Here is an 18,128-nt window from a genome sequence, read left to right as displayed (position 1 = left end):
TCACGATGATTGAGACTGGCTGATAATCCGTCCATAAGGTTACAATCAGTACAGCAGGTGTTTTCAATTTTGAACCAGGAGACGGAAATGTCATACAGTGGCGAACGAGATAACTTTGCACCCCATATGGCGCTGGTGCCAATGGTTATTGAACAGACCTCACGCGGTGAGCGTTCTTTCGATATCTATTCCCGTCTGCTCAAGGAACGCGTTATCTTTCTGACCGGCCAGGTGGAAGACCATATGGCTAACCTGATCGTGGCGCAGATGCTGTTCCTGGAAGCGGAAAACCCGGAAAAAGACATTTACCTGTACATCAACTCGCCAGGCGGTGTGATTACGGCGGGCATGTCTATTTATGACACCATGCAATTCATCAAGCCGGACGTCAGCACCATCTGTATGGGGCAGGCGGCGTCCATGGGTGCCTTCCTGTTAACCGCAGGGGCGAAAGGTAAGCGTTTCTGCCTGCCAAATTCCCGCGTGATGATTCACCAGCCGCTGGGTGGTTACCAGGGTCAGGCGACGGATATCGAAATCCACGCCCGAGAAATTCTGAAAGTAAAATCGCGCATGAATGAACTTATGGCGCAGCATACAGGTCAACCTCTTGAGCAGATCGAGCGCGATACCGAGCGCGATCGCTTCCTCTCTGCACCAGAGGCAGTTGAGTACGGCTTAGTCGACTCCATTTTGACCCATCGTAATTGATGCCCGCGACGCGAGTGTGCCGCTATACTAAGGTAGGGCGGCACGTTGCCAGTAAGCAGCTTGCGTCTGAGAATGGCATTTGCGTCGTCATGTGCGGCACATAGAACTTAAAAAGAGGTTTGGACTCATGACAGATAAACGCAAAGATGGTTCGGGCAAACTGCTGTACTGCTCTTTTTGCGGCAAAAGCCAGCATGAAGTGCGTAAACTGATTGCCGGGCCGTCCGTGTATATCTGCGACGAATGCGTCGATTTATGTAACGACATCATTCGCGAAGAGATTAAAGAAGTCGCGCCGCACCGTGAGCGCAGCGCGTTGCCAACGCCACACGAAATTCGCCACCACCTCGACGACTATGTCATTGGTCAGGAACAGGCGAAAAAAGTGCTGGCGGTGGCGGTATACAACCACTACAAACGTCTGCGTAACGGCGATACCAGCAATGGCGTGGAACTGGGTAAAAGTAACATTCTGCTGATCGGGCCGACCGGCTCCGGTAAAACGCTGCTGGCGGAAACCCTGGCGCGCCTGCTGGATGTTCCGTTCACCATGGCGGATGCCACCACCCTGACCGAAGCCGGTTATGTGGGTGAAGACGTTGAAAATATCATCCAGAAGCTGCTTCAGAAGTGCGATTACGACGTGCAGAAAGCCCAGCGCGGGATCGTCTATATTGATGAGATCGACAAAATCTCTCGTAAGTCAGACAACCCGTCCATCACCCGTGACGTATCGGGCGAAGGCGTGCAGCAGGCGCTCCTGAAGCTGATTGAAGGTACGGTTGCGGCTGTTCCACCACAGGGTGGGCGTAAGCATCCGCAGCAGGAGTTCTTGCAGGTTGATACCTCCAAGATCCTGTTTATCTGCGGTGGTGCGTTTGCAGGCCTGGATAAAGTGATTTCTCACCGTGTTGAAACCGGCTCCGGCATTGGTTTTGGCGCAACGGTGAAAGCCACGTCTGAAAAACCAAACGAAGGTCAGCTGCTGGCGCAGGTGGAACCGGAAGACCTGATCAAATTCGGTTTGATCCCAGAGTTTATCGGCCGTCTGCCGGTGGTGGCGACCCTGAATGAACTGAGCGAAGACGCGCTTATTCAGATCCTGAAAGAGCCGAAAAACGCGCTGACCAAGCAGTATCAGGCGCTGTTCAATCTGGAAGGCGTTGAGCTGGAATTCCGTGACGAAGCGCTGGACGCGATTGCCAAAAAAGCGATGGCGCGTAAAACTGGCGCGCGTGGTCTGCGTTCTATCGTAGAAGCAGCGTTGCTCGACACGATGTACGATCTGCCTTCTATGGAAGACGTCGAAAAAGTGGTTATCGACGAGTCCGTCATTGGTGGCCAGACCAAGCCGTTGCTGATTTACGGCAAACCGGAAGCGCAGCAGGCATCTGGCGAATAATTCACCAACTCATACAATCAGTTAATCAAAAAGGGGGGATTTTATCTCCCCTTTACTTTTTCCGTATTCATGGCGTTGAATGTATGGGAAACATCCCCATATACTGGATTACATGTTAATGGTTGTGTGAAGCACAGTGACATGACCAGCTTACCTGGCGGACACTAAACTAAGAGAGAGCTCTATGAATCCTGAGCGTTCTGAACGCATTGAAATCCCCGTATTGCCGTTGCGCGATGTGGTGGTTTATCCGCACATGGTCATACCCTTATTTGTAGGGCGGGAAAAATCTATCCGTTGCCTCGAAGCCGCCATGGATCATGATAAAAAAATCATGCTGGTGGCGCAGAAGGAAGCATCAACGGATGAGCCGGGTGTAAACGATCTTTTCACCGTCGGGACCGTGGCCTCTATTTTGCAAATGCTGAAGCTGCCGGACGGCACCGTGAAGGTGCTGGTGGAAGGCTTACAGCGTGCGCGTATTACCACTCTGTCAGATGATGGCGAGCACTTCTCTGCGAAGGCGGAGTACCTTGATTCACCGGAACTGGATGAGCGCGAGCAGGAAGTGCTGGTACGCACCGCGATCAGCCAGTTTGAAGGCTATATCAAGCTGAACAAGAAGATCCCACCTGAAGTGCTGACGTCGCTGAACAGCATCGACGATCCTGCACGTCTGGCGGATACCATCGCTGCACACATGCCGCTGAAACTGGCTGACAAACAGTCCGTGTTGGAAATGTCCGACGTTAACGAACGTCTGGAATACCTGATGGCGATGATGGAGTCTGAAATCGATCTGCTCCAGGTTGAGAAGCGCATTCGCAACCGCGTCAAAAAGCAGATGGAAAAATCGCAGCGTGAGTACTATCTGAACGAGCAAATGAAAGCCATTCAGAAAGAGCTCGGCGAGATGGACGACGCGCCGGACGAAAACGAAGCGCTGAAGCGTAAGATCGACGCGGCGAAAATGCCGAAAGAGGCGAAAGAGAAAGCCGAAGCCGAGTTGCAGAAGCTGAAAATGATGTCTCCGATGTCGGCAGAAGCAACCGTTGTTCGCGGCTACATTGAGTGGATGGTACAAGTTCCGTGGAATGCCCGCAGCAAGGTCAAAAAAGACCTGCGTCAGGCCCAGGAGATACTGGATACCGACCACTACGGCCTGGAACGCGTGAAAGACCGCATTCTTGAGTATCTCGCGGTACAAAGCCGTGTGAACAAAATCAAAGGCCCAATCCTGTGCCTGGTCGGACCGCCAGGGGTGGGTAAAACCTCTCTGGGTCAGTCCATCGCCAAAGCGACAGGACGTAAGTACATCCGTATGGCGCTGGGCGGCGTGCGTGATGAAGCGGAAATCCGCGGCCACCGTCGTACCTATATTGGTTCGATGCCGGGCAAGCTGATTCAGAAGATGGCGAAAGTGGGCGTTAAAAACCCGCTGTTCCTGCTCGATGAAATCGACAAAATGTCTTCGGACATGCGTGGCGATCCGGCGTCGGCGCTGCTGGAAGTGCTTGATCCAGAGCAGAACGTCGCGTTCAGCGATCACTATCTGGAAGTCGACTACGACCTGAGCGATGTGATGTTCGTGGCGACCTCCAACTCCATGAACATTCCGGCACCGCTGCTGGACCGTATGGAAGTGATCCGTCTGTCCGGCTATACCGAAGACGAGAAGCTGAACATTGCTAAGCGGCACCTGCTGCCGAAGCAGATTGAGCGTAACGCGCTGAAAGCTAACGAGCTGACCGTTGAAGACAGCGCCATTGTAGGCATTATTCGTTACTACACCCGTGAAGCGGGCGTGCGTAGCCTTGAGCGTGAGATCTCCAAGCTGTGCCGTAAGGCGGTGAAACAGCTGCTGCTGGATAAGAGCCTGAAACACATCGTGATTAACGGCGACAATCTGCATGCTTATCTCGGCGTTCAGCGCTTCGACTATGGTCGCGCGGACAACGAAAACCGCGTGGGTCAGGTGACCGGTCTGGCATGGACGGAAGTGGGCGGCGATCTGCTGACCATCGAAACCGCCTGCGTGCCGGGCAAAGGCAAGCTGACCTACACCGGCTCGCTCGGTGAAGTGATGCAGGAGTCCATTCAGGCGGCGCTGACCGTGGTGCGCGCGCGCGCAGAGAAATTGGGCATCAACGCTGATTTCTACGAAAAACGCGACATTCACGTTCACGTTCCGGAAGGGGCGACGCCGAAAGATGGCCCAAGCGCGGGTATTGCCATGTGTACGGCGCTGGTTTCCTGCCTGACGGGTAACCCGGTTCGTGCCGATGTGGCCATGACCGGTGAAATCACCCTGCGTGGCCAGGTTCTGCCAATCGGCGGGTTAAAAGAAAAACTGCTGGCGGCACACCGCGGTGGGATCAAAACCGTATTGATCCCTTACGAGAATAAACGCGATCTGGAAGAGATTCCGGACAACGTTATTGCTGATTTGCAGATCCATCCGGTGAAACGCATTGAGGAAGTTCTGACTCTCGCACTGCAAAATGAACCGTCCGGAATGCAGGTTGTAACCGCAAAATAGTGACCTCGCGCAAAGAGCGCCAATAAAAACAAGGCTGGTAAGTCATTTCGTACTTGCCAGCCTTTTTTTGTATAGCTAATTTAGATTGCTGATTGGGTAAGCCATCAACAACGGGTGTTGTAAGGTCATAGCAGGACTGATATAACTGCTGCGCGGTCGCGCTGTGAAGGATTCAGGTGCGATATAAATTATAAAGAGAGGAAGAGAACAGTGAATAAATCTCAACTGATTGACAAAATTGCTGCGGGTGCTGATATTTCTAAAGCTGCAGCTGGACGTGCTTTAGATGCTTTAATTGCTTCTGTTACTGAATCTCTGCAAGCTGGGGACGACGTTGCACTGGTAGGCTTCGGTACTTTTGCGGTTAAAGAGCGCGCTGCCCGTACTGGCCGCAACCCTCAGACCGGTAAAGAGATCACCATTGCTGCCGCTAAAGTGCCGGGTTTCCGTGCAGGTAAAGCGCTGAAAGACGCAGTAAACTGATTGCTTTCCCGCTTCAGGGAAGCTGAAAAGTACAAGGGCGCATCGTTTGATGTGCCTTTTTTGTTTGTCCAGGCCTGATTTGTGCGAGTTTATGCGAGTTGTGGGCTGACAATTGCCCTGTTTTCTTGTCACAATACGCCTTTACGCGCGACGGTCAGGATTTTCCGTCAGCGTCAGGTAACCAGTCACCTACAGCGGAGTGTTGTTACACCATGATGGACAGCTTACGCACGGCTGCTAACAGTCTCGTGCTCAAGATTATTTTCGGTATCATTATCGTGTCGTTCATATTGACCGGTGTGAGTAGTTACCTCATCGGCGGTGGCGCGAATTACGCCGCAAAAGTGAACGGCCAGGAAATTAGCCGTGGGCAGTTCGAGAACGCTTTTGCTGGTGAACGTAACCGCATGCAGCAGCAGCTGGGCGACCAATACTCTGAACTCGCAGCCAATGAAGGTTATATGAAAAACCTGCGTCAGCAGACGCTGAACCGTCTTATCGACGAAGCACTGCTGGACCAGTACGCGAAAAGCCTGGGTCTGGGCATCAGCGATGAGCAGGTCAAAAAAGCCATCTTCTCGACGCAGGCTTTCCAGTCTAACGGGAAGTTCGACAACGCGCGCTACAACAGCATTGTTAACCAGATGGGTATGACGGCTGACCAGTACGCGCAGGCGCTGCGTAACCAGCTGACCACGCAACAGCTGATCAACGCTGTGGTGGGTACCGATTTCATGCTGAAAGGCGAAACGGAAGAGCTGGCGGCGCTGGTGGCGCAGCAACGCGTGGTGCGCGAAGCGACGATTGACGTCAACGCGCTGGCGGCGAAACAGCAGGTCAGCGACGCTGAAGTTAATGCTTACTACGAGCAAAACAAGAACAACTTCATCTCTCCTGAACAGTTCCGCGTAAGCTATATCAAGCTGGACGCGGCGGCGATGCAGGAAAACGCGACTGACGCGGAGATCCAGTCTTATTACGATCAGCATCAGGATCAGTTCACCCAGCCGCAGCGTAACCGCTACAGCGTGATCCAGACCAAAACGGAAGCAGAAGCTAAAGCCGTGCTGGACGAACTGAACAAAGGCGCAGATTTCGCGACCGTGGCGAAAGCAAAATCCACCGACATTATTTCTGCTAAAAACGGCGGGGATATGGGCTGGCTGGAAGACGCAACCACCCCGGACGAGCTGAAAAATGCCGGCCTGAAAGAGAAAGGCCAGCTGTCTGGCGTGATCAAATCCTCCGTTGGTTTCCTGGTGGCGCGCCTTGACGATATCACTGCGGCAAAAACCAAGCCGCTGGCTGAGGTGCGGGATGATATCGCTGCGAAAGTGAAGCAGGAGAAAGCGCTTGACGCCTTCTATGCGCTGCAACAGAAAGTGAGCGATGCCGCAAGCAACGACAACGAATCACTGGCGGGCGCGGAGCAGGCTGCCGGCGTGAAAGCGGTTGAGACGGGCTGGTTTAGCCACGAAAACCTGCCGGAAGAACTGAACTTCAAACCGGTTTCAGACGCTATCTTCAATGGGGGTCTGGTGGGTGAGAACGGTACGCCGGGCAGCAACTCAGACATCATTACCGTCGACGGTGACCGTGCGTTTGTTCTGCGCGTCAGCGAGCACAAAGCCGAGGCGGTGAAACCGCTGGCGGAAGTGAAAGATCAGGTCGTGGCGCTGGTGAAACATAACAAAGCGGCACAGCAGGCAAAACTGGATGCAGAGAAAATTCTGGCCGATCTGAAAGCCGGTAAGAGTGATGCGATGAAGGCGGCTGGCCTGAGCTTTGGCGAAGCCAAAACGCTGAGCCGTACCGGTCAGGATCCTGTCAGCCAGGCGGCGTTTGGTCTGAGCCTGCCGGCGAAGGACAAACCTGTGTTTGGGACCACGACCGATATGCAGGGTAATGTGGTTCTTCTGGCGCTGGATGAAGTGAAAGCCGGCACGCTGCCGGACGCGCAGAAGAAGGCTATGGTTCAGGGTATTACCCAGAACAATGCTCAGATTGCTTTCGAAGCGATGATGAGCAACCTGCGTAAAGAAGCCAAAATCAAGCTGGGTGATGTGGTTACCCAGGAGCAATAATTTCGTACCTGCTCGCAGATTTTCGTAACGCTCTGCAAAAACTAAAGGCCGCTTTCGCGGCCTTTTCCATTTCTGCAATCTGCTGTTTGTGCCTGTTTCTCCGTGCGGCTATCGTGGCCTGGCTGTCAACAAACAAGGAGAAAGCAGCATGAAATCTGGAATCAAAGCACTGTTAATTACCCTGGCGATTGCCACTTCCGGGATGAGTGCGGGAGCGCTGGCTGCAACCCCCGCCGCTAAAGCGCAGGCTGTACAAAACCAGGCGGATGCGACGTCGCAAGGTCATGTTAAAGCCAACGCGACGGCCAGCACCAAAGCGGCCGAGGACGAGGGTTCGCGGGTCAGTATCAATACTGCCTCTGCGGAGGATCTGGCCCGGGCGATGAATGGCGTGGGGCTCAAAAAAGCGCAGGCCATCGTCAGCTATCGCGAAGAGTATGGCCCCTTTAAAACCATTGACGATCTCAAGCAGGTCCCGGGGATGGGCAGCGCGCTGGTTGAGCGCAATCTCGCACACCTGACGTTGTAATCGCGTAATCACTTGCACTGCGGCAAAAATTTGCCAGGATAAAGAGGTCATACCAGTTATGACCTCTGATCCTATAACAACGAAAGGCTATTGCGCTATGCAAACACAAATCAAAGTCCGTGGTTATCACCTCGATGTTTACCAGCACGTCAATAACGCCCGCTATCTGGAGTTTCTTGAAGAGGCGCGCTGGGACGGCCTGGAGAACAGCGAAAGTTTCCAGTGGCTGACTGCACACAACATCGCGTTTGTGGTCGCTAACATCAACATTAACTACCGTCGTCCGGCCGTGCTGGGGGATGTGCTTACCGTGACCAGCCAGGTACAGCAGCTGAATGGCAAAAGCGGCGTGCTGAGCCAGGTCGTCACGCTGGAGCCTGAAGGACAGGTGGTGGCAGACGCGCTGATCACCTTTGTCTGCATCGATCTCAAAACCCAGAAAGCGTTGCCGCTTGAAGGGGAATTGCGCGAAAAGCTGGAGCTGATGATCGCGTAAATTTTTGTCTTTTATAAAAGACAAAAAAGTTTTTCAGGGATAAAATAATGAACAGGGACTATGTTGTTGAACGCTACCGGACCCGTGACGGGAAGATACCGTTTGAGGATTGGGTAACAAAGATGAGGCGAAAGGATCCGGAGCTGGCGTTTCGGATCCTTCTGCGAATCGACCGTGCGGAGAAGGGGAACTTCGGTGATTACCGTTATCTCAGAGAGGGCGTCTGGGAACTGAAGATTGATTGTGGTCCCGGTTATCGAGTCTATTTTGCAGTACAACATCGGGAAATCTTATTGTTGCTGATCGGCGGTGATAAAAAGAGCCAGAAAGCGGATGTAAAGCTGGCAATAGACTACTGGAAGGATCATCAAAAGGATAAACCCAATGAACAAAAGCGAGCGAAAATTCTCGAGTACCGTCAGCCATGATGAAGCCGTAGTGAAGATGCTGCGCGAAAATCCTTCTTACGCACAGCTGTATCTGCAAATTGCACTGGATGAAATTTACGAAGATCAGGGGATCCCGGCCTATTTGATTGCTCTCAGACGTGTCATCGAAGCGCGTGGCGGTATCGGGGAAATTTCAGCCAAAGCGGGACTCTCACGTCAGCAGCTATATCGAACCCTGTCCGAAGATGGCAACCCAACGCTGTCTACTCTGATGAAAATTACCCGTGCTGCCGGCGTAAAACTGTTCGACAGCACGGTCAGGTAGCCCTATTTCAGCCCGGTCTTTTTCTGCATTGCGGCCATCACGCCCGCTTTATCCGCAAGATAATGATTCAGCCCGTTTGCGCGCAGATTACAGGCGGCACACTGGCCGCAGCCGTCTCCTTTAATGCCGTTGTAGCAGGTCAGGGTCTCGTTGCGAACCACATCCAGCTTGCCCCAGTAGTCGGCCAGCGCCCAGGTTTCGGCCTTATCCAGCCACATCAGCGGCGTTTCGAAGCGGGTCTCTTTTGCCATTCCCAGATCCACGGCGTGATTGAGTGCTTTCACGAACTCATCCCGGCAGTCCGGGTAACCGGAGAAGTCGGTCTCACACACGCCGGTAATTACCGCTTCGGCTTTTACCTGGTAGGCATAGATTGCCGTCAGGGTCAGGAACAGAATGTTGCGGCCCGGCACGAAGGTATTCGGAATGCCGCTGGCATCCGGCTCGTAATCAGGGACCGGAATACTGTCACGGGTGAGGCTGCTGACGGCCAGTTCATTTAACAGCGTCACGTCCAGCACTTTATGCGCGCGGGCGCCCAGTTTCAGGGCCAGTTCACGAGCGACATCAATTTCAGCGCGATGACGCTGTCCATAATCAAAAGTGACGCAATGAACTTCATCATACTGGTGAAGCGCCTGAATCAGGCAAGTTGTGGAATCTTGTCCTCCGCTGAACACGACGACGGCACGTTTCATAGATCATCTCGACAGTTACGGTAAAAGTGTCATGTTAACGCCTGGCTACAGCGGCGACCAGCTTCTTCACGCGTTTGGGGGAGGAAGCCAGGCTTCGGTGAAGTCAAACCAGCCGCGGGTGTTAAGGCGTATCCCGTTGACGCCCGGAGGGGCGCTGATTTGATACTGATAGTTAAAGAGCGGCGTCAGGACGGCAGTTTCCATTAACCGGCTGAATATGGCCTGAAGCCCTGCGTGTCGGTCACGATCGTCGGCCTGCATCTGCACCGCATCCAGCGTGGCCTGTAAATGGGCGTATGCCGGTGCGCTCAGCAGATGCGGCCAGAGTGCATCGCAGCGGAGCCACTGCTCAAGCGTGTACGCCGGCGCTTCGCCAATCAGTCTGTCTCCCATCATCATGTCTGCCTCGGCAAGCGGCTGGCACCCGTCCCACGTCTTGGCGTCGTGAAAGATGACGGTCAGTTCGCAACCCTGCCGCGCAAGGTATGCCTTTAACTGGCTGGCCATGGTATGAAGCTCAACCGGCAGGTGGTAAACCAGCGTCAATGCCTCTGGCAGCGCAACGTCGGTTAAATCAGGCCACTGGGGGATCGCCCAGCCGGGAAGCAGTTCCTCGGTAGGCGTGATAAGCCCTTCGTTCAGCGGAAGCGTGTGCAGAAGCGTTGAGAGATGAATGATATTAATCAGCCGCTTTGCCTGAAGCTCGCTCAGGCGCGCGCTCTGTTTCAGCGTGAGGTAGCAAAAGCCCAGGCTGGTGCTGTTACTCACCAGCCGCAGACTGGCCAGCTCGTCGGCCTGACCAATGGCGATTTGCACCGGGTGGCGGCAGCTGGTGCCCAGGCTGTAGTCAAAAAGCTGCGGTGTGATCCAGTACTCTATAGCCTTAAGCAACGGATGGCTAAGGTGATACTGCTCGTGGCTTTCCAGACGCACCAGCTCGGGCTCAAAAACGCTCAGACGGAAGGGGCCGCTGCCAACCCCGGGGAGGCGGGGATGCGCCAGACGGCTACAGTAGGTTGCCAGCCTGTGCGCCAGCCAGTAGTCAGGTTGATGCAGAATAAACGTCAGGCACTGTGGATGCGTGGTTTCGATGCGAAGGACGCTCCGGAAAAGTGTGCCCATGCTGGGTTGCGATAACAGCGCCGTCAGGCTTTGCTGGAGCTGCGACGTCTCTATTTTATCGCCGTTATGCCAGTGCAGGGTGGAGCGAATATAGAAATGCCAGCGCAGGCCGTCAGCAGAAACGTCCCAGTGATGCGCCAGATCGCCCGTAGGTTCGCTGCTGTTACCGTTGAAACGCGTCAAGCCAGAGAACACCTGTCCTGCCAGATGCTGCTCCGCCCGGCCAGGTAAAAACCCCGGCTGAAGCGGCTCTAGCGAGCGATAATAGGGGATACGCAGCGTTGGCGTATCGTTCTGCCACTGCCCGCCCAGAAACGGATGCAGCAGCGATCGCAAATCTTCAGGCGCGAGCTGGGCCAGCTCCAGGGCGTTATGCTGCTGCCCGCTTTTCAGCGCCTCTTCCATCATCGTATTACGCAACGAATCCGGGGTGACGTGAAAGAGTAACTCCCCACGTTTTCCTCGTCCGGACCGGGCGTGCCAGCTTAGCCAGCCCGCCTCCTGCGCCTGGCGCAGCAGGGTGCGAACGTGGCGCTCGCTGCAAAAGCAGCGGCTGGCAAGTTCACTGATGGTCACCTGCTGCGGCGCGCCGGCTGAAGGTTGCCACAGACGTTGATACTGGTTAAGACGGTTAAGCTGGCGCATGGAAAACCCGGAACAATAATTATCATCTATTCACTATTACTTCCGTATATCTCACGTAATACTGATGCACAAGTTAACCGCATCACATTTCAGGAGTAATCATGGCTCGGCTCGCTGCATTTGATATGGACGGCACGCTGTTAATGCCGGATCACCGTTTAGGGGAGAAAACCCTCAACGTCCTTAAGCGCCTGCACGAGCGTGAAGTCACCCTGACGTTTGCCACCGGTCGTCATGTCCTTGAGATGCGCCATCTGCTGGGAACATTTTCCCTCGATGCGTTCCTGATCACCGGCAACGGGACGCGCATTCACTCCGTCGACGGCGAGGTGCTGCACCGTCAGGATCTGAACCCGGAAGTGGCCGATATTGTCCTGCACAGCGCCTGGGATACCCAGGCCAGCGTGCACGTTTTTAACGATGAAGGCTGGTTTACCGGGCGAGAGATCCCGGACTTGCTGCACGCGCACGTCTACAGCGGCTTTAAGTATCAGCTTATCGATTTGCGCCGTATTCCGGCGCACAAGGTGACCAAGATCTGCTTCTGCGGCGATCACGACGACCTCTGCCGCCTGCGCATTCAGCTTAACGAGGCGCTGGGCGACCGGGCACATTTGACTTTCTCGGCGGTGGACTGTCTTGAAGTGTTGCCGGTGGGCTGTAACAAAGGTTCTGCGCTGGCGGTGCTGAGCGACCATCTTGGGCTGACGATGCAGGACTGCATGGCCTTTGGCGATGCCATGAACGACCACGAGATGCTGGGCAGCGTTGGCCGTGGGCTGATCATGGGGAACGCGATGCCGCAACTTATCGCCGCGCTCCCTCATTTACCGGTTATCGGACACTGTCGTAACGAAGCGGTGTCCCATTTTTTGACGCATTGGCTGGACAAAAATAACCTCCCATATTCCCCCGAATAGCGAGATCCTTCCAGCAAGCCAGGCTTAAGCCTGGCTTTTTTTTTATTTCACCAGCTGAGAAATCTGCGCTTTCCACGGTTCAACATCGCCAATATTGGCCTGTACCCATTGCGCGTTGTAATAGGTCTCCAGGTAGCGCTCTCCGCTGTCGCACATCAGCGTGACGACAGAGCCGGTACGGCCTTCTTCACGCATCCTCGCCGCCAGCTGAAGCGCGCCCCACATATTGGTGCCGGTTGAGGCCCCGACCTTACGGCCAAGCTGTGTCTCCAGCCAGTGCGCCGTCGCGACGCTGGCAGCGTCCGGCACGCGAAGCATCTCATCCACGACGTCCGGAATGAACGAGGGTTCCACGCGCGGGCGGCCAATCCCTTCGATTTTGCTACCCACGGGGCTACGCAGGCCGGCATCGCGGGATTGCCAGTAATCAAGGAACACCGAGTTCTGCGGATCGACCACCATCAGCTGGGTATCGTAGCCCTGACAGCGAATGTAGCGTCCGATGGTGGCGGAGGTTCCGCCCGTACCGGCGCTCATCACAATGTACGACGGAACCGGATGCGGTTCGTGGGTCATCTGGCGGAAAATGCTGTCCGCGATATTGTTATTGCCGCGCCAGTCGGTGGCGCGCTCGGCGAAGGTGAACTGGTCCATATAGTGGCCATTCAGCTCGCGGGCCAGCATTTCGGAGGCCGCGTAGATTTCGCAGGCGCTTTCCACAAAGTGGCAGCGTCCGCCGTAAAATTCGATCTGTTCGACTTTGCGTTTCGCCGTGCAGGAAGGCATCACGGCGATAAACGGCAGGCCCAGCAGGCGGGCAAAGTAGGCCTCGGAGACGGCAGTAGAGCCAGATGAGGATTCAATAATCGTGGTGCCTTCTTTAATCCAGCCGTTACATAAACCGTATAAAAAGAGTGAACGCGCCAGGCGATGCTTCAGGCTGCCGGTAGGATGGGTACTTTCATCCTTCAGATAGAGCTGAATACCGGGAAACCCCGGCAGAGGCAGGCGGATTAAGTGGGTGTCTGCCGAGCGCTGATAGTCGGCATTTATTTCGCTGATGGCATGTTTAACCCAGGTGCTATTCATCGTAGTTATCCGTTTGTCATTTTGTGCCCAGCATAGCGAAAAGCACAGAAAAAATTGTTGCTATCTGGCCTTTAAAATAGAATGTATAGAGAATAATTTTCTCTGCGAGGTGGGTATGCTAGATAAAATTGACCGCAAGCTGCTTTCTTTGCTGCAAAGCGACTGCACCCTCTCTTTGCAGGCGCTGGCAGATGCCGTTAATCTGACCACCACACCGTGCTGGAAGCGCCTCAAGAAGCTGGAAGATGATGGCATTCTGCTGGGACGCGTGGCGCTGCTTGATCCCGAAAAACTGGGGCTTGGACTGACCGCCTTCGTCCTGATAAAAACGCAGCATCACAGCAGCGAATGGTACAGCCGCTTCGTCACGCAGGTTTCCGATATGCCCGAGGTGCTCGGCTTCTGGCGCATGGCGGGGGAATACGACTATCTGATGCGCGTTCAGGTGGCGGACATGAAGCGCTACGATGATTTTTACAAGCGGCTGGTCAACAGCGTACCGGGCTTGTCCGATGTCACCTCCAGTTTCGCCATGGAACAGATTAAATACACCACAGCATTACCCATTGAATAACATCATAAAATACCTTCAGGAAAATACCGCGTGCGATTATTTGCCCAATTAAGCTGGTACTTTCGTCGGGAGTGGCAACGCTACCTCGGCGCGGTGGCCCTGCTTATTATCATTGCCATCCTGCAACTGCTCCCGCCCAAAGTGGTGGGATACGTCGTGGATGGCGTTACCGAACAACATTACACCGCCGCACGGGTGATGATGTGGGTCGGCACGCTGGTGCTGACGGCCGTGGTGGTTTACCTGCTGCGCTATGTCTGGCGCGTGCTGCTGTTCGGCGCGTCCTACCAGCTTGCCGTGGAGCTGCGCGAAGATTTTTACCGCCAGCTGAGCCGCCAGCACCCTGAGTTTTATCTGCGTCACCGTACCGGGGATCTCATCGCCCGCGCCACTAACGACGTGGATCGCGTGGTGTTTGCCGCTGGCGAAGGGGTATTAACGCTGGTGGATTCCCTGGTGATGGGCTGTGCGGTACTGATTGTGATGTCTACGCAAATTAGCTGGGAGCTCACTCTGCTTGCGCTGCTGCCGATGCCGCTGATGGCGCTGGCGATTAACCGCTACGGCGAGCAGCTCCATGAACGCTTCAAGCTGGCGCAGGCGGCGTTCTCGTCGCTGAACGATCGCACCCAGGAGAGCATGACCAGCATCCGCATGATCAAAGCGTTTGGTCTGGAAGACAGGCAGTCCGCGCTGTTTGCCGCAGACGCCGCCGACACCGGCGCGAAAAACATGCGCGTGGCGCGGATTGACGCCCGTTTCGATCCGACAATTTATATTGCGATTGGCATGGCGAACCTGCTGGCGGTTGGCGGCGGCAGCTGGATGGTGGTGCAAGGCACGATGACCCTCGGTCAGCTAACCAGCTTTGCGATGTACCTCGGGCTGATGATCTGGCCGATGCTGGCGCTGGCCTGGATGTTTAATATCGTTGAGCGCGGGAGCGCCGCCTACAGCCGTATCCGCGCCATGCTGGCGGAAGTGCCGGTGGTGAACGATGGCAGCGAGCCGGTACCGGAAGGTCCGGGTATCCTGAAGGCTGACGTTCGCGCCTTTATCTATCCGCAAACGGAACATCCGGTGCTTGAAAACGTCAGCTTCACGCTACGGCCTGGTCAGATGCTGGGCATCTGCGGCCCGACAGGGTCCGGAAAAAGTACCCTCCTGTCACTCATTCAGCGCCATTTTGACGTGAGCGAAGGCGATATCCGTTTCCACGACGTCCCCCTGCCGCGCCTGCTGCTGGATGACTGGCGCAGCCGCCTGGCGGTAGTTAGCCAGACGCCGTTTTTGTTTTCAGACACCATTGCCAACAATATCGCGCTCGGGTGCCCGACGGCGACGCAGGACGAGATCGAGCACGTAGCGCGCCTGGCCAGCGTCCACGAGGATATTTTGCGCCTGCCGCAGGGCTACGACACGGAAGTGGGGGAGCGGGGCGTGATGCTCTCCGGTGGACAAAAGCAGCGTATCTCCATCGCCCGCGCGCTGCTGCTGAACGCTGAGATCCTGATTCTGGATGATGCGCTGTCGGCGGTTGACGGGCGTACCGAGCATCAAATTCTGCATAACCTTCGCCAGTGGGGGGAGGGGCGCACGGTCATCATCAGCGCGCACCGTCTGTCGGCGCTTACCGAAGCCAGTGAAATTATGGTGCTTCAGCACGGACATATTGCCCAGCGTGGTCAGCATGAGCAGCTCGCCGGGCAGACCGGCTGGTATCGGGATATGTACCGCTATCAACAGCTTGAAGCCGCGCTGGATGAGGAGGTCGCCGATGCGTAAGTTTGGACAGATGTGGCCGACGTTAAAACGGCTGCTCGCCTATGGCTCACCGTGGCGCAAACCGCTTTCCATCGCCGTGCTGTTGCTGTGGATCGCCGCGATTGCGGAGGTGACCGGCCCGCTGCTAATCAGCTATTTCATCGATAACATGGTGGCGAAGCGCTATCTGCCGCTGGGGCTGGTGGCGGGGCTGGGCGTGGCGTATGTCGGGCTACAGCTGACGGCGGCGGGGCTACACTATGCGCAGTCGCTGCTGTTTAACCGGGCCGCCGTGGGCGTGGTTCAGCAGCTACGCACGGATGTGATGGATGCCGCGCTGCGTCAGCCGCTGAGCGAGTTTGATACCCAGCCGGTCGGACAGGTCATTTCGCGCGTCACTAACGACACCGAAGTGATCCGCGACCTCTACGTCACCGTTGTCGCAACGGTTCTGCGCAGCGCCGCGTTGATTGGCGCGATGCTGGTGGCGATGTTCAGCCTGGACTGGCGTATGGCGCTGGTGGCGATCGCTATTTTCCCGGCAGTGCTGATTGTGATGGTGATTTACCAGCGCTACAGCACGCCGATTGTTCGTCGCGTGCGCGCTTATCTTGCGGATATCAATGATGGCTTCAACGAAGTGATCAACGGCATGAGTGTTATCCAGCAGTTTCGCCAGCAGGCGCGTTTTGGCGAGCGAATGGGGGAAGCCAGCCGCTCGCACTATATGGCGCGGATGCAGACGTTACGTCTGGACGGTTTCCTGTTACGTCCGCTGCTGAGCCTCTTCTCTGCGCTGGTGCTGTGCGGGCTGTTGATGCTGTTTGGCCTGACGACGCGCGGAACCATTGAGGTGGGGGTACTGTACGCGTTTATCAGCTACCTTGGACGCCTCAACGAACCGCTGATTGAACTCACCACGCAGCAGTCGATGCTGCAACAGGCGGTGGTGGCGGGCGAGCGTGTGTTCGAGCTGATGGACAGGCCGCGTCAGACCTATGGCGATGATGACCGCCCGCTGGAAAGTGGATCTATCGCGTTCGATCATGTCTCGTTTGCCTACCGCGACGACCAGCTTGTCTTGCAGGATATCAATCTGGATGTGCCGTCGCGCGGTTTTGTCGCCCTGGTTGGGCATACCGGCAGCGGCAAAAGCACGCTCGCCAGTTTGCTGATGGGCTACTATCCGTTGACGCAGGGGGAGATCCGTCTGGACGGACGGCCTCTTGCCGCGCTTAGCCACAATGCGTTGCGCAAGGGCGTCGCGATGGTGCAGCAGGATCCGGTGGTGCTGGCCGATACCTTTTATGCCAACGTGACGCTGGGGCGACCATTCACACCTGAGCAGGTCTGGGAGGTGCTGGAGACGGTACAGCTGGCGGATCTGGCGCGCGGGTTAAGCGAGGGGATCTATACCCGGCTGGGCGAGCAGGGCAACAACCTCTCCGTCGGGCAAAAGCAACTGCTGGCGCTGGCGCGCGTGCTGATTGAGACGCCGCAGGTGCTGATTCTGGATGAAGCGACCGCTAGCATCGACTCCGGTACCGAACAGGCGATCCAGCAGGCGCTGGCTGCCGTGCGGGATCGCACCACGCTTGTGGTGATCGCCCACCGCCTCTCAACCATCGTCGATGCCGATACCATTCTGGTGCTGCACCGTGGTCAGGCCGTTGAACGGGGAACGCACAGGGAGTTGCTTGAGGCAAAAGGGCGCTACTGGCAGATGTATCAGTTGCAGCTGGCAGGCGACGAGTTGGCCGCCAGCGTACGCGAGGATGAGTCACTCAGCGCCTGATGCACCATTCCAAGGCAATGTGCTAACAGACATACCTGTTGGTGCAAAACGGAAACGCACCCTGCACCGTCATGGTGCGTTTTTTTTCACCCGTTCTCTGAGCATGCGCGCCGCGCCGCTTTCCTTCTCACATTTCACTTCTGGCACACCCTTTGCAATATCCCTTTCGTGTTAGCTGCGGCCATTACCGAATTCTGACTGGAGGGGATTTATGAAGCTGGTTACGGTGGTAATCAAACCATTCAAACTCGAAGACGTGCGTGAAGCGCTGTCTTCCATGGGTATTCAGGGGCTGACCGTCACCGAAGTGAAAGGCTTTGGGCGTCAGAAAGGTCATGCCGAGCTTTATCGCGGGGCGGAATACAGCGTTAACTTCCTGCCAAAAGTGAAGATTGACGTGGCGATTGCCGACGATCAGCTTGATGAGGTGATTGATGTGGTCAGCAAAGCGGCCTACACCGGCAAAATTGGCGACGGCAAAATTTTCGTTGCTGAACTACAGCGCGTCATTCGCATCCGTACCGGCGAATCTGACGAAGCGGCGTTGTAAGTAACTCCTGGCA

17 protein-coding genes are annotated in these 18,128 nt (G+C 55.6%); 14 read left to right on the top strand and 3 right to left on the bottom strand.

The annotated features are described in order from the left end of the window. Positions 1 to 87: 87 nt before the first annotated feature. The 9 genes from clpP to N5C09_RS05430 all read left to right on the top strand — a co-directional run bounded on the left by clpP (position 88) and on the right by N5C09_RS05430 (position 8,958). On the top strand, positions 88 to 711 hold the full coding sequence (gene clpP / locus N5C09_RS05470; protein WP_063451693.1) for an ATP-dependent Clp endopeptidase proteolytic subunit ClpP: 624 nt from the start codon (positions 88 to 90) through the stop codon (positions 709 to 711). A gap of 127 nt (positions 712 to 838) precedes the next feature. Next, a complete protein-coding gene (gene clpX / locus N5C09_RS05465; protein ID WP_006809879.1) occupies positions 839 to 2,113 on the top strand; it encodes an ATP-dependent protease ATP-binding subunit ClpX in 1,275 nt (424 codons plus the stop codon). 184 nt (positions 2,114 to 2,297) lie between these two features. Further along, positions 2,298 to 4,652 carry an endopeptidase La gene (gene lon / locus N5C09_RS05460; protein ID WP_063451692.1) on the top strand — a complete coding sequence of 785 codons (2,355 nt, stop codon included), beginning with the start codon at positions 2,298 to 2,300 and terminating at the stop codon, positions 4,650 to 4,652. 210 nt (positions 4,653 to 4,862) lie between these two features. After that, positions 4,863 to 5,135, top strand: coding sequence for a nucleoid-associated protein HU-beta (gene hupB / locus N5C09_RS05455; RefSeq protein WP_002444653.1), 273 nt, complete (start codon positions 4,863 to 4,865; stop codon positions 5,133 to 5,135). A gap of 212 nt (positions 5,136 to 5,347) precedes the next feature. After that, complete coding sequence (gene ppiD, locus N5C09_RS05450) at positions 5,348 to 7,219, top strand: peptidylprolyl isomerase (protein ID WP_102749812.1); 1,872 nt, start codon at positions 5,348 to 5,350, stop codon at positions 7,217 to 7,219. A gap of 148 nt (positions 7,220 to 7,367) precedes the next feature. After that, entirely contained in the window at positions 7,368 to 7,748 is a 381-nt protein-coding gene (locus tag N5C09_RS05445; protein WP_107534802.1) for a helix-hairpin-helix domain-containing protein, read from the top strand. 97 nt (positions 7,749 to 7,845) lie between these two features. Then, the gene (locus N5C09_RS05440; RefSeq protein WP_063451689.1) at positions 7,846 to 8,244 is read left to right on the top strand and encodes a YbgC/FadM family acyl-CoA thioesterase; all 399 of its coding nucleotides are present in this window, start codon (positions 7,846 to 7,848) and stop codon (positions 8,242 to 8,244) included. A 47-nt stretch (positions 8,245 to 8,291) separates the two neighbouring features. Continuing rightward, positions 8,292 to 8,672 (top strand): type II toxin-antitoxin system RelE/ParE family toxin, encoded by a 381-nt coding sequence (locus N5C09_RS05435; protein ID WP_102749855.1) that lies wholly within the window; start codon positions 8,292 to 8,294, stop codon positions 8,670 to 8,672. Further along, a complete protein-coding gene (locus N5C09_RS05430) occupies positions 8,629 to 8,958 on the top strand; it encodes a DNA-binding protein (protein ID WP_279748615.1) in 330 nt (109 codons plus the stop codon). The genes N5C09_RS05435 and N5C09_RS05430 overlap by 44 nt, the downstream gene beginning before the upstream one ends. Before the next feature lie 2 nt (positions 8,959 to 8,960). Here the strand turns inward: N5C09_RS05430 and queC are convergent, their stop codons facing one another. Together queC and N5C09_RS05420 are read right to left on the bottom strand one after the other, a co-directional pair. Continuing rightward, positions 8,961 to 9,656 carry a 7-cyano-7-deazaguanine synthase QueC gene (queC, locus tag N5C09_RS05425; protein WP_045142053.1) on the bottom strand — a complete coding sequence of 232 codons (696 nt, stop codon included), beginning with the start codon at positions 9,654 to 9,656 and terminating at the stop codon, positions 8,961 to 8,963. Positions 9,657 to 9,722: 66 nt separating this feature from the next. Then, positions 9,723 to 11,423 carry an SgrR family transcriptional regulator gene (locus N5C09_RS05420; RefSeq protein WP_279748614.1) on the bottom strand — a complete coding sequence of 567 codons (1,701 nt, stop codon included), beginning with the start codon at positions 11,421 to 11,423 and terminating at the stop codon, positions 9,723 to 9,725. 101 nt (positions 11,424 to 11,524) lie between these two features. Between N5C09_RS05420 and cof the strand changes: the two genes are divergently transcribed. Next, the gene (gene cof / locus N5C09_RS05415; protein ID WP_279748613.1) at positions 11,525 to 12,343 is read left to right on the top strand and encodes an HMP-PP phosphatase; all 819 of its coding nucleotides are present in this window, start codon (positions 11,525 to 11,527) and stop codon (positions 12,341 to 12,343) included. A gap of 42 nt (positions 12,344 to 12,385) precedes the next feature. Here the strand turns inward: cof and N5C09_RS05410 are convergent, their stop codons facing one another. Then, positions 12,386 to 13,432, bottom strand: coding sequence for a PLP-dependent cysteine synthase family protein (locus N5C09_RS05410; protein WP_279748612.1), 1,047 nt, complete (start codon positions 13,430 to 13,432; stop codon positions 12,386 to 12,388). A gap of 115 nt (positions 13,433 to 13,547) precedes the next feature. On the opposite strand from N5C09_RS05410, the gene N5C09_RS05405 reads away from it, so the two are divergent. The 4 genes from N5C09_RS05405 (at position 13,548) to glnK (ending at position 18,115) form a co-directional block, all read left to right on the top strand. Continuing rightward, positions 13,548 to 14,006, top strand: coding sequence for an Lrp/AsnC family transcriptional regulator (locus N5C09_RS05405; protein ID WP_022647254.1), 459 nt, complete (start codon positions 13,548 to 13,550; stop codon positions 14,004 to 14,006). Between the two features lie 30 nt (positions 14,007 to 14,036). Further along, positions 14,037 to 15,791, top strand: coding sequence for a SmdA family multidrug ABC transporter permease/ATP-binding protein (locus N5C09_RS05400; protein ID WP_131636082.1), 1,755 nt, complete (start codon positions 14,037 to 14,039; stop codon positions 15,789 to 15,791). Continuing rightward, positions 15,784 to 17,565, top strand: coding sequence for a SmdB family multidrug efflux ABC transporter permease/ATP-binding protein (locus N5C09_RS05395; protein ID WP_063869044.1), 1,782 nt, complete (start codon positions 15,784 to 15,786; stop codon positions 17,563 to 17,565). The genes N5C09_RS05400 and N5C09_RS05395 overlap by 8 nt, the downstream gene beginning before the upstream one ends. A 211-nt stretch (positions 17,566 to 17,776) precedes the next feature. Next, positions 17,777 to 18,115: a P-II family nitrogen regulator gene (glnK, locus tag N5C09_RS05390; protein ID WP_006809867.1), complete on the top strand. Its 339-nt coding sequence runs from the start codon at positions 17,777 to 17,779 to the stop codon at positions 18,113 to 18,115. Positions 18,116 to 18,128: the final 13 nt, after the last annotated feature.

Origin of the sequence: Enterobacter sp. GD03975 (assembly GCF_029838645.1) — a bacterium.
In the GTDB taxonomy this organism is placed as follows: Bacteria; Pseudomonadota; Gammaproteobacteria; order Enterobacterales; family Enterobacteriaceae; genus Enterobacter; species Enterobacter quasihormaechei.
This window is presented reverse-complemented; position numbering and strand designations above follow the sequence as displayed.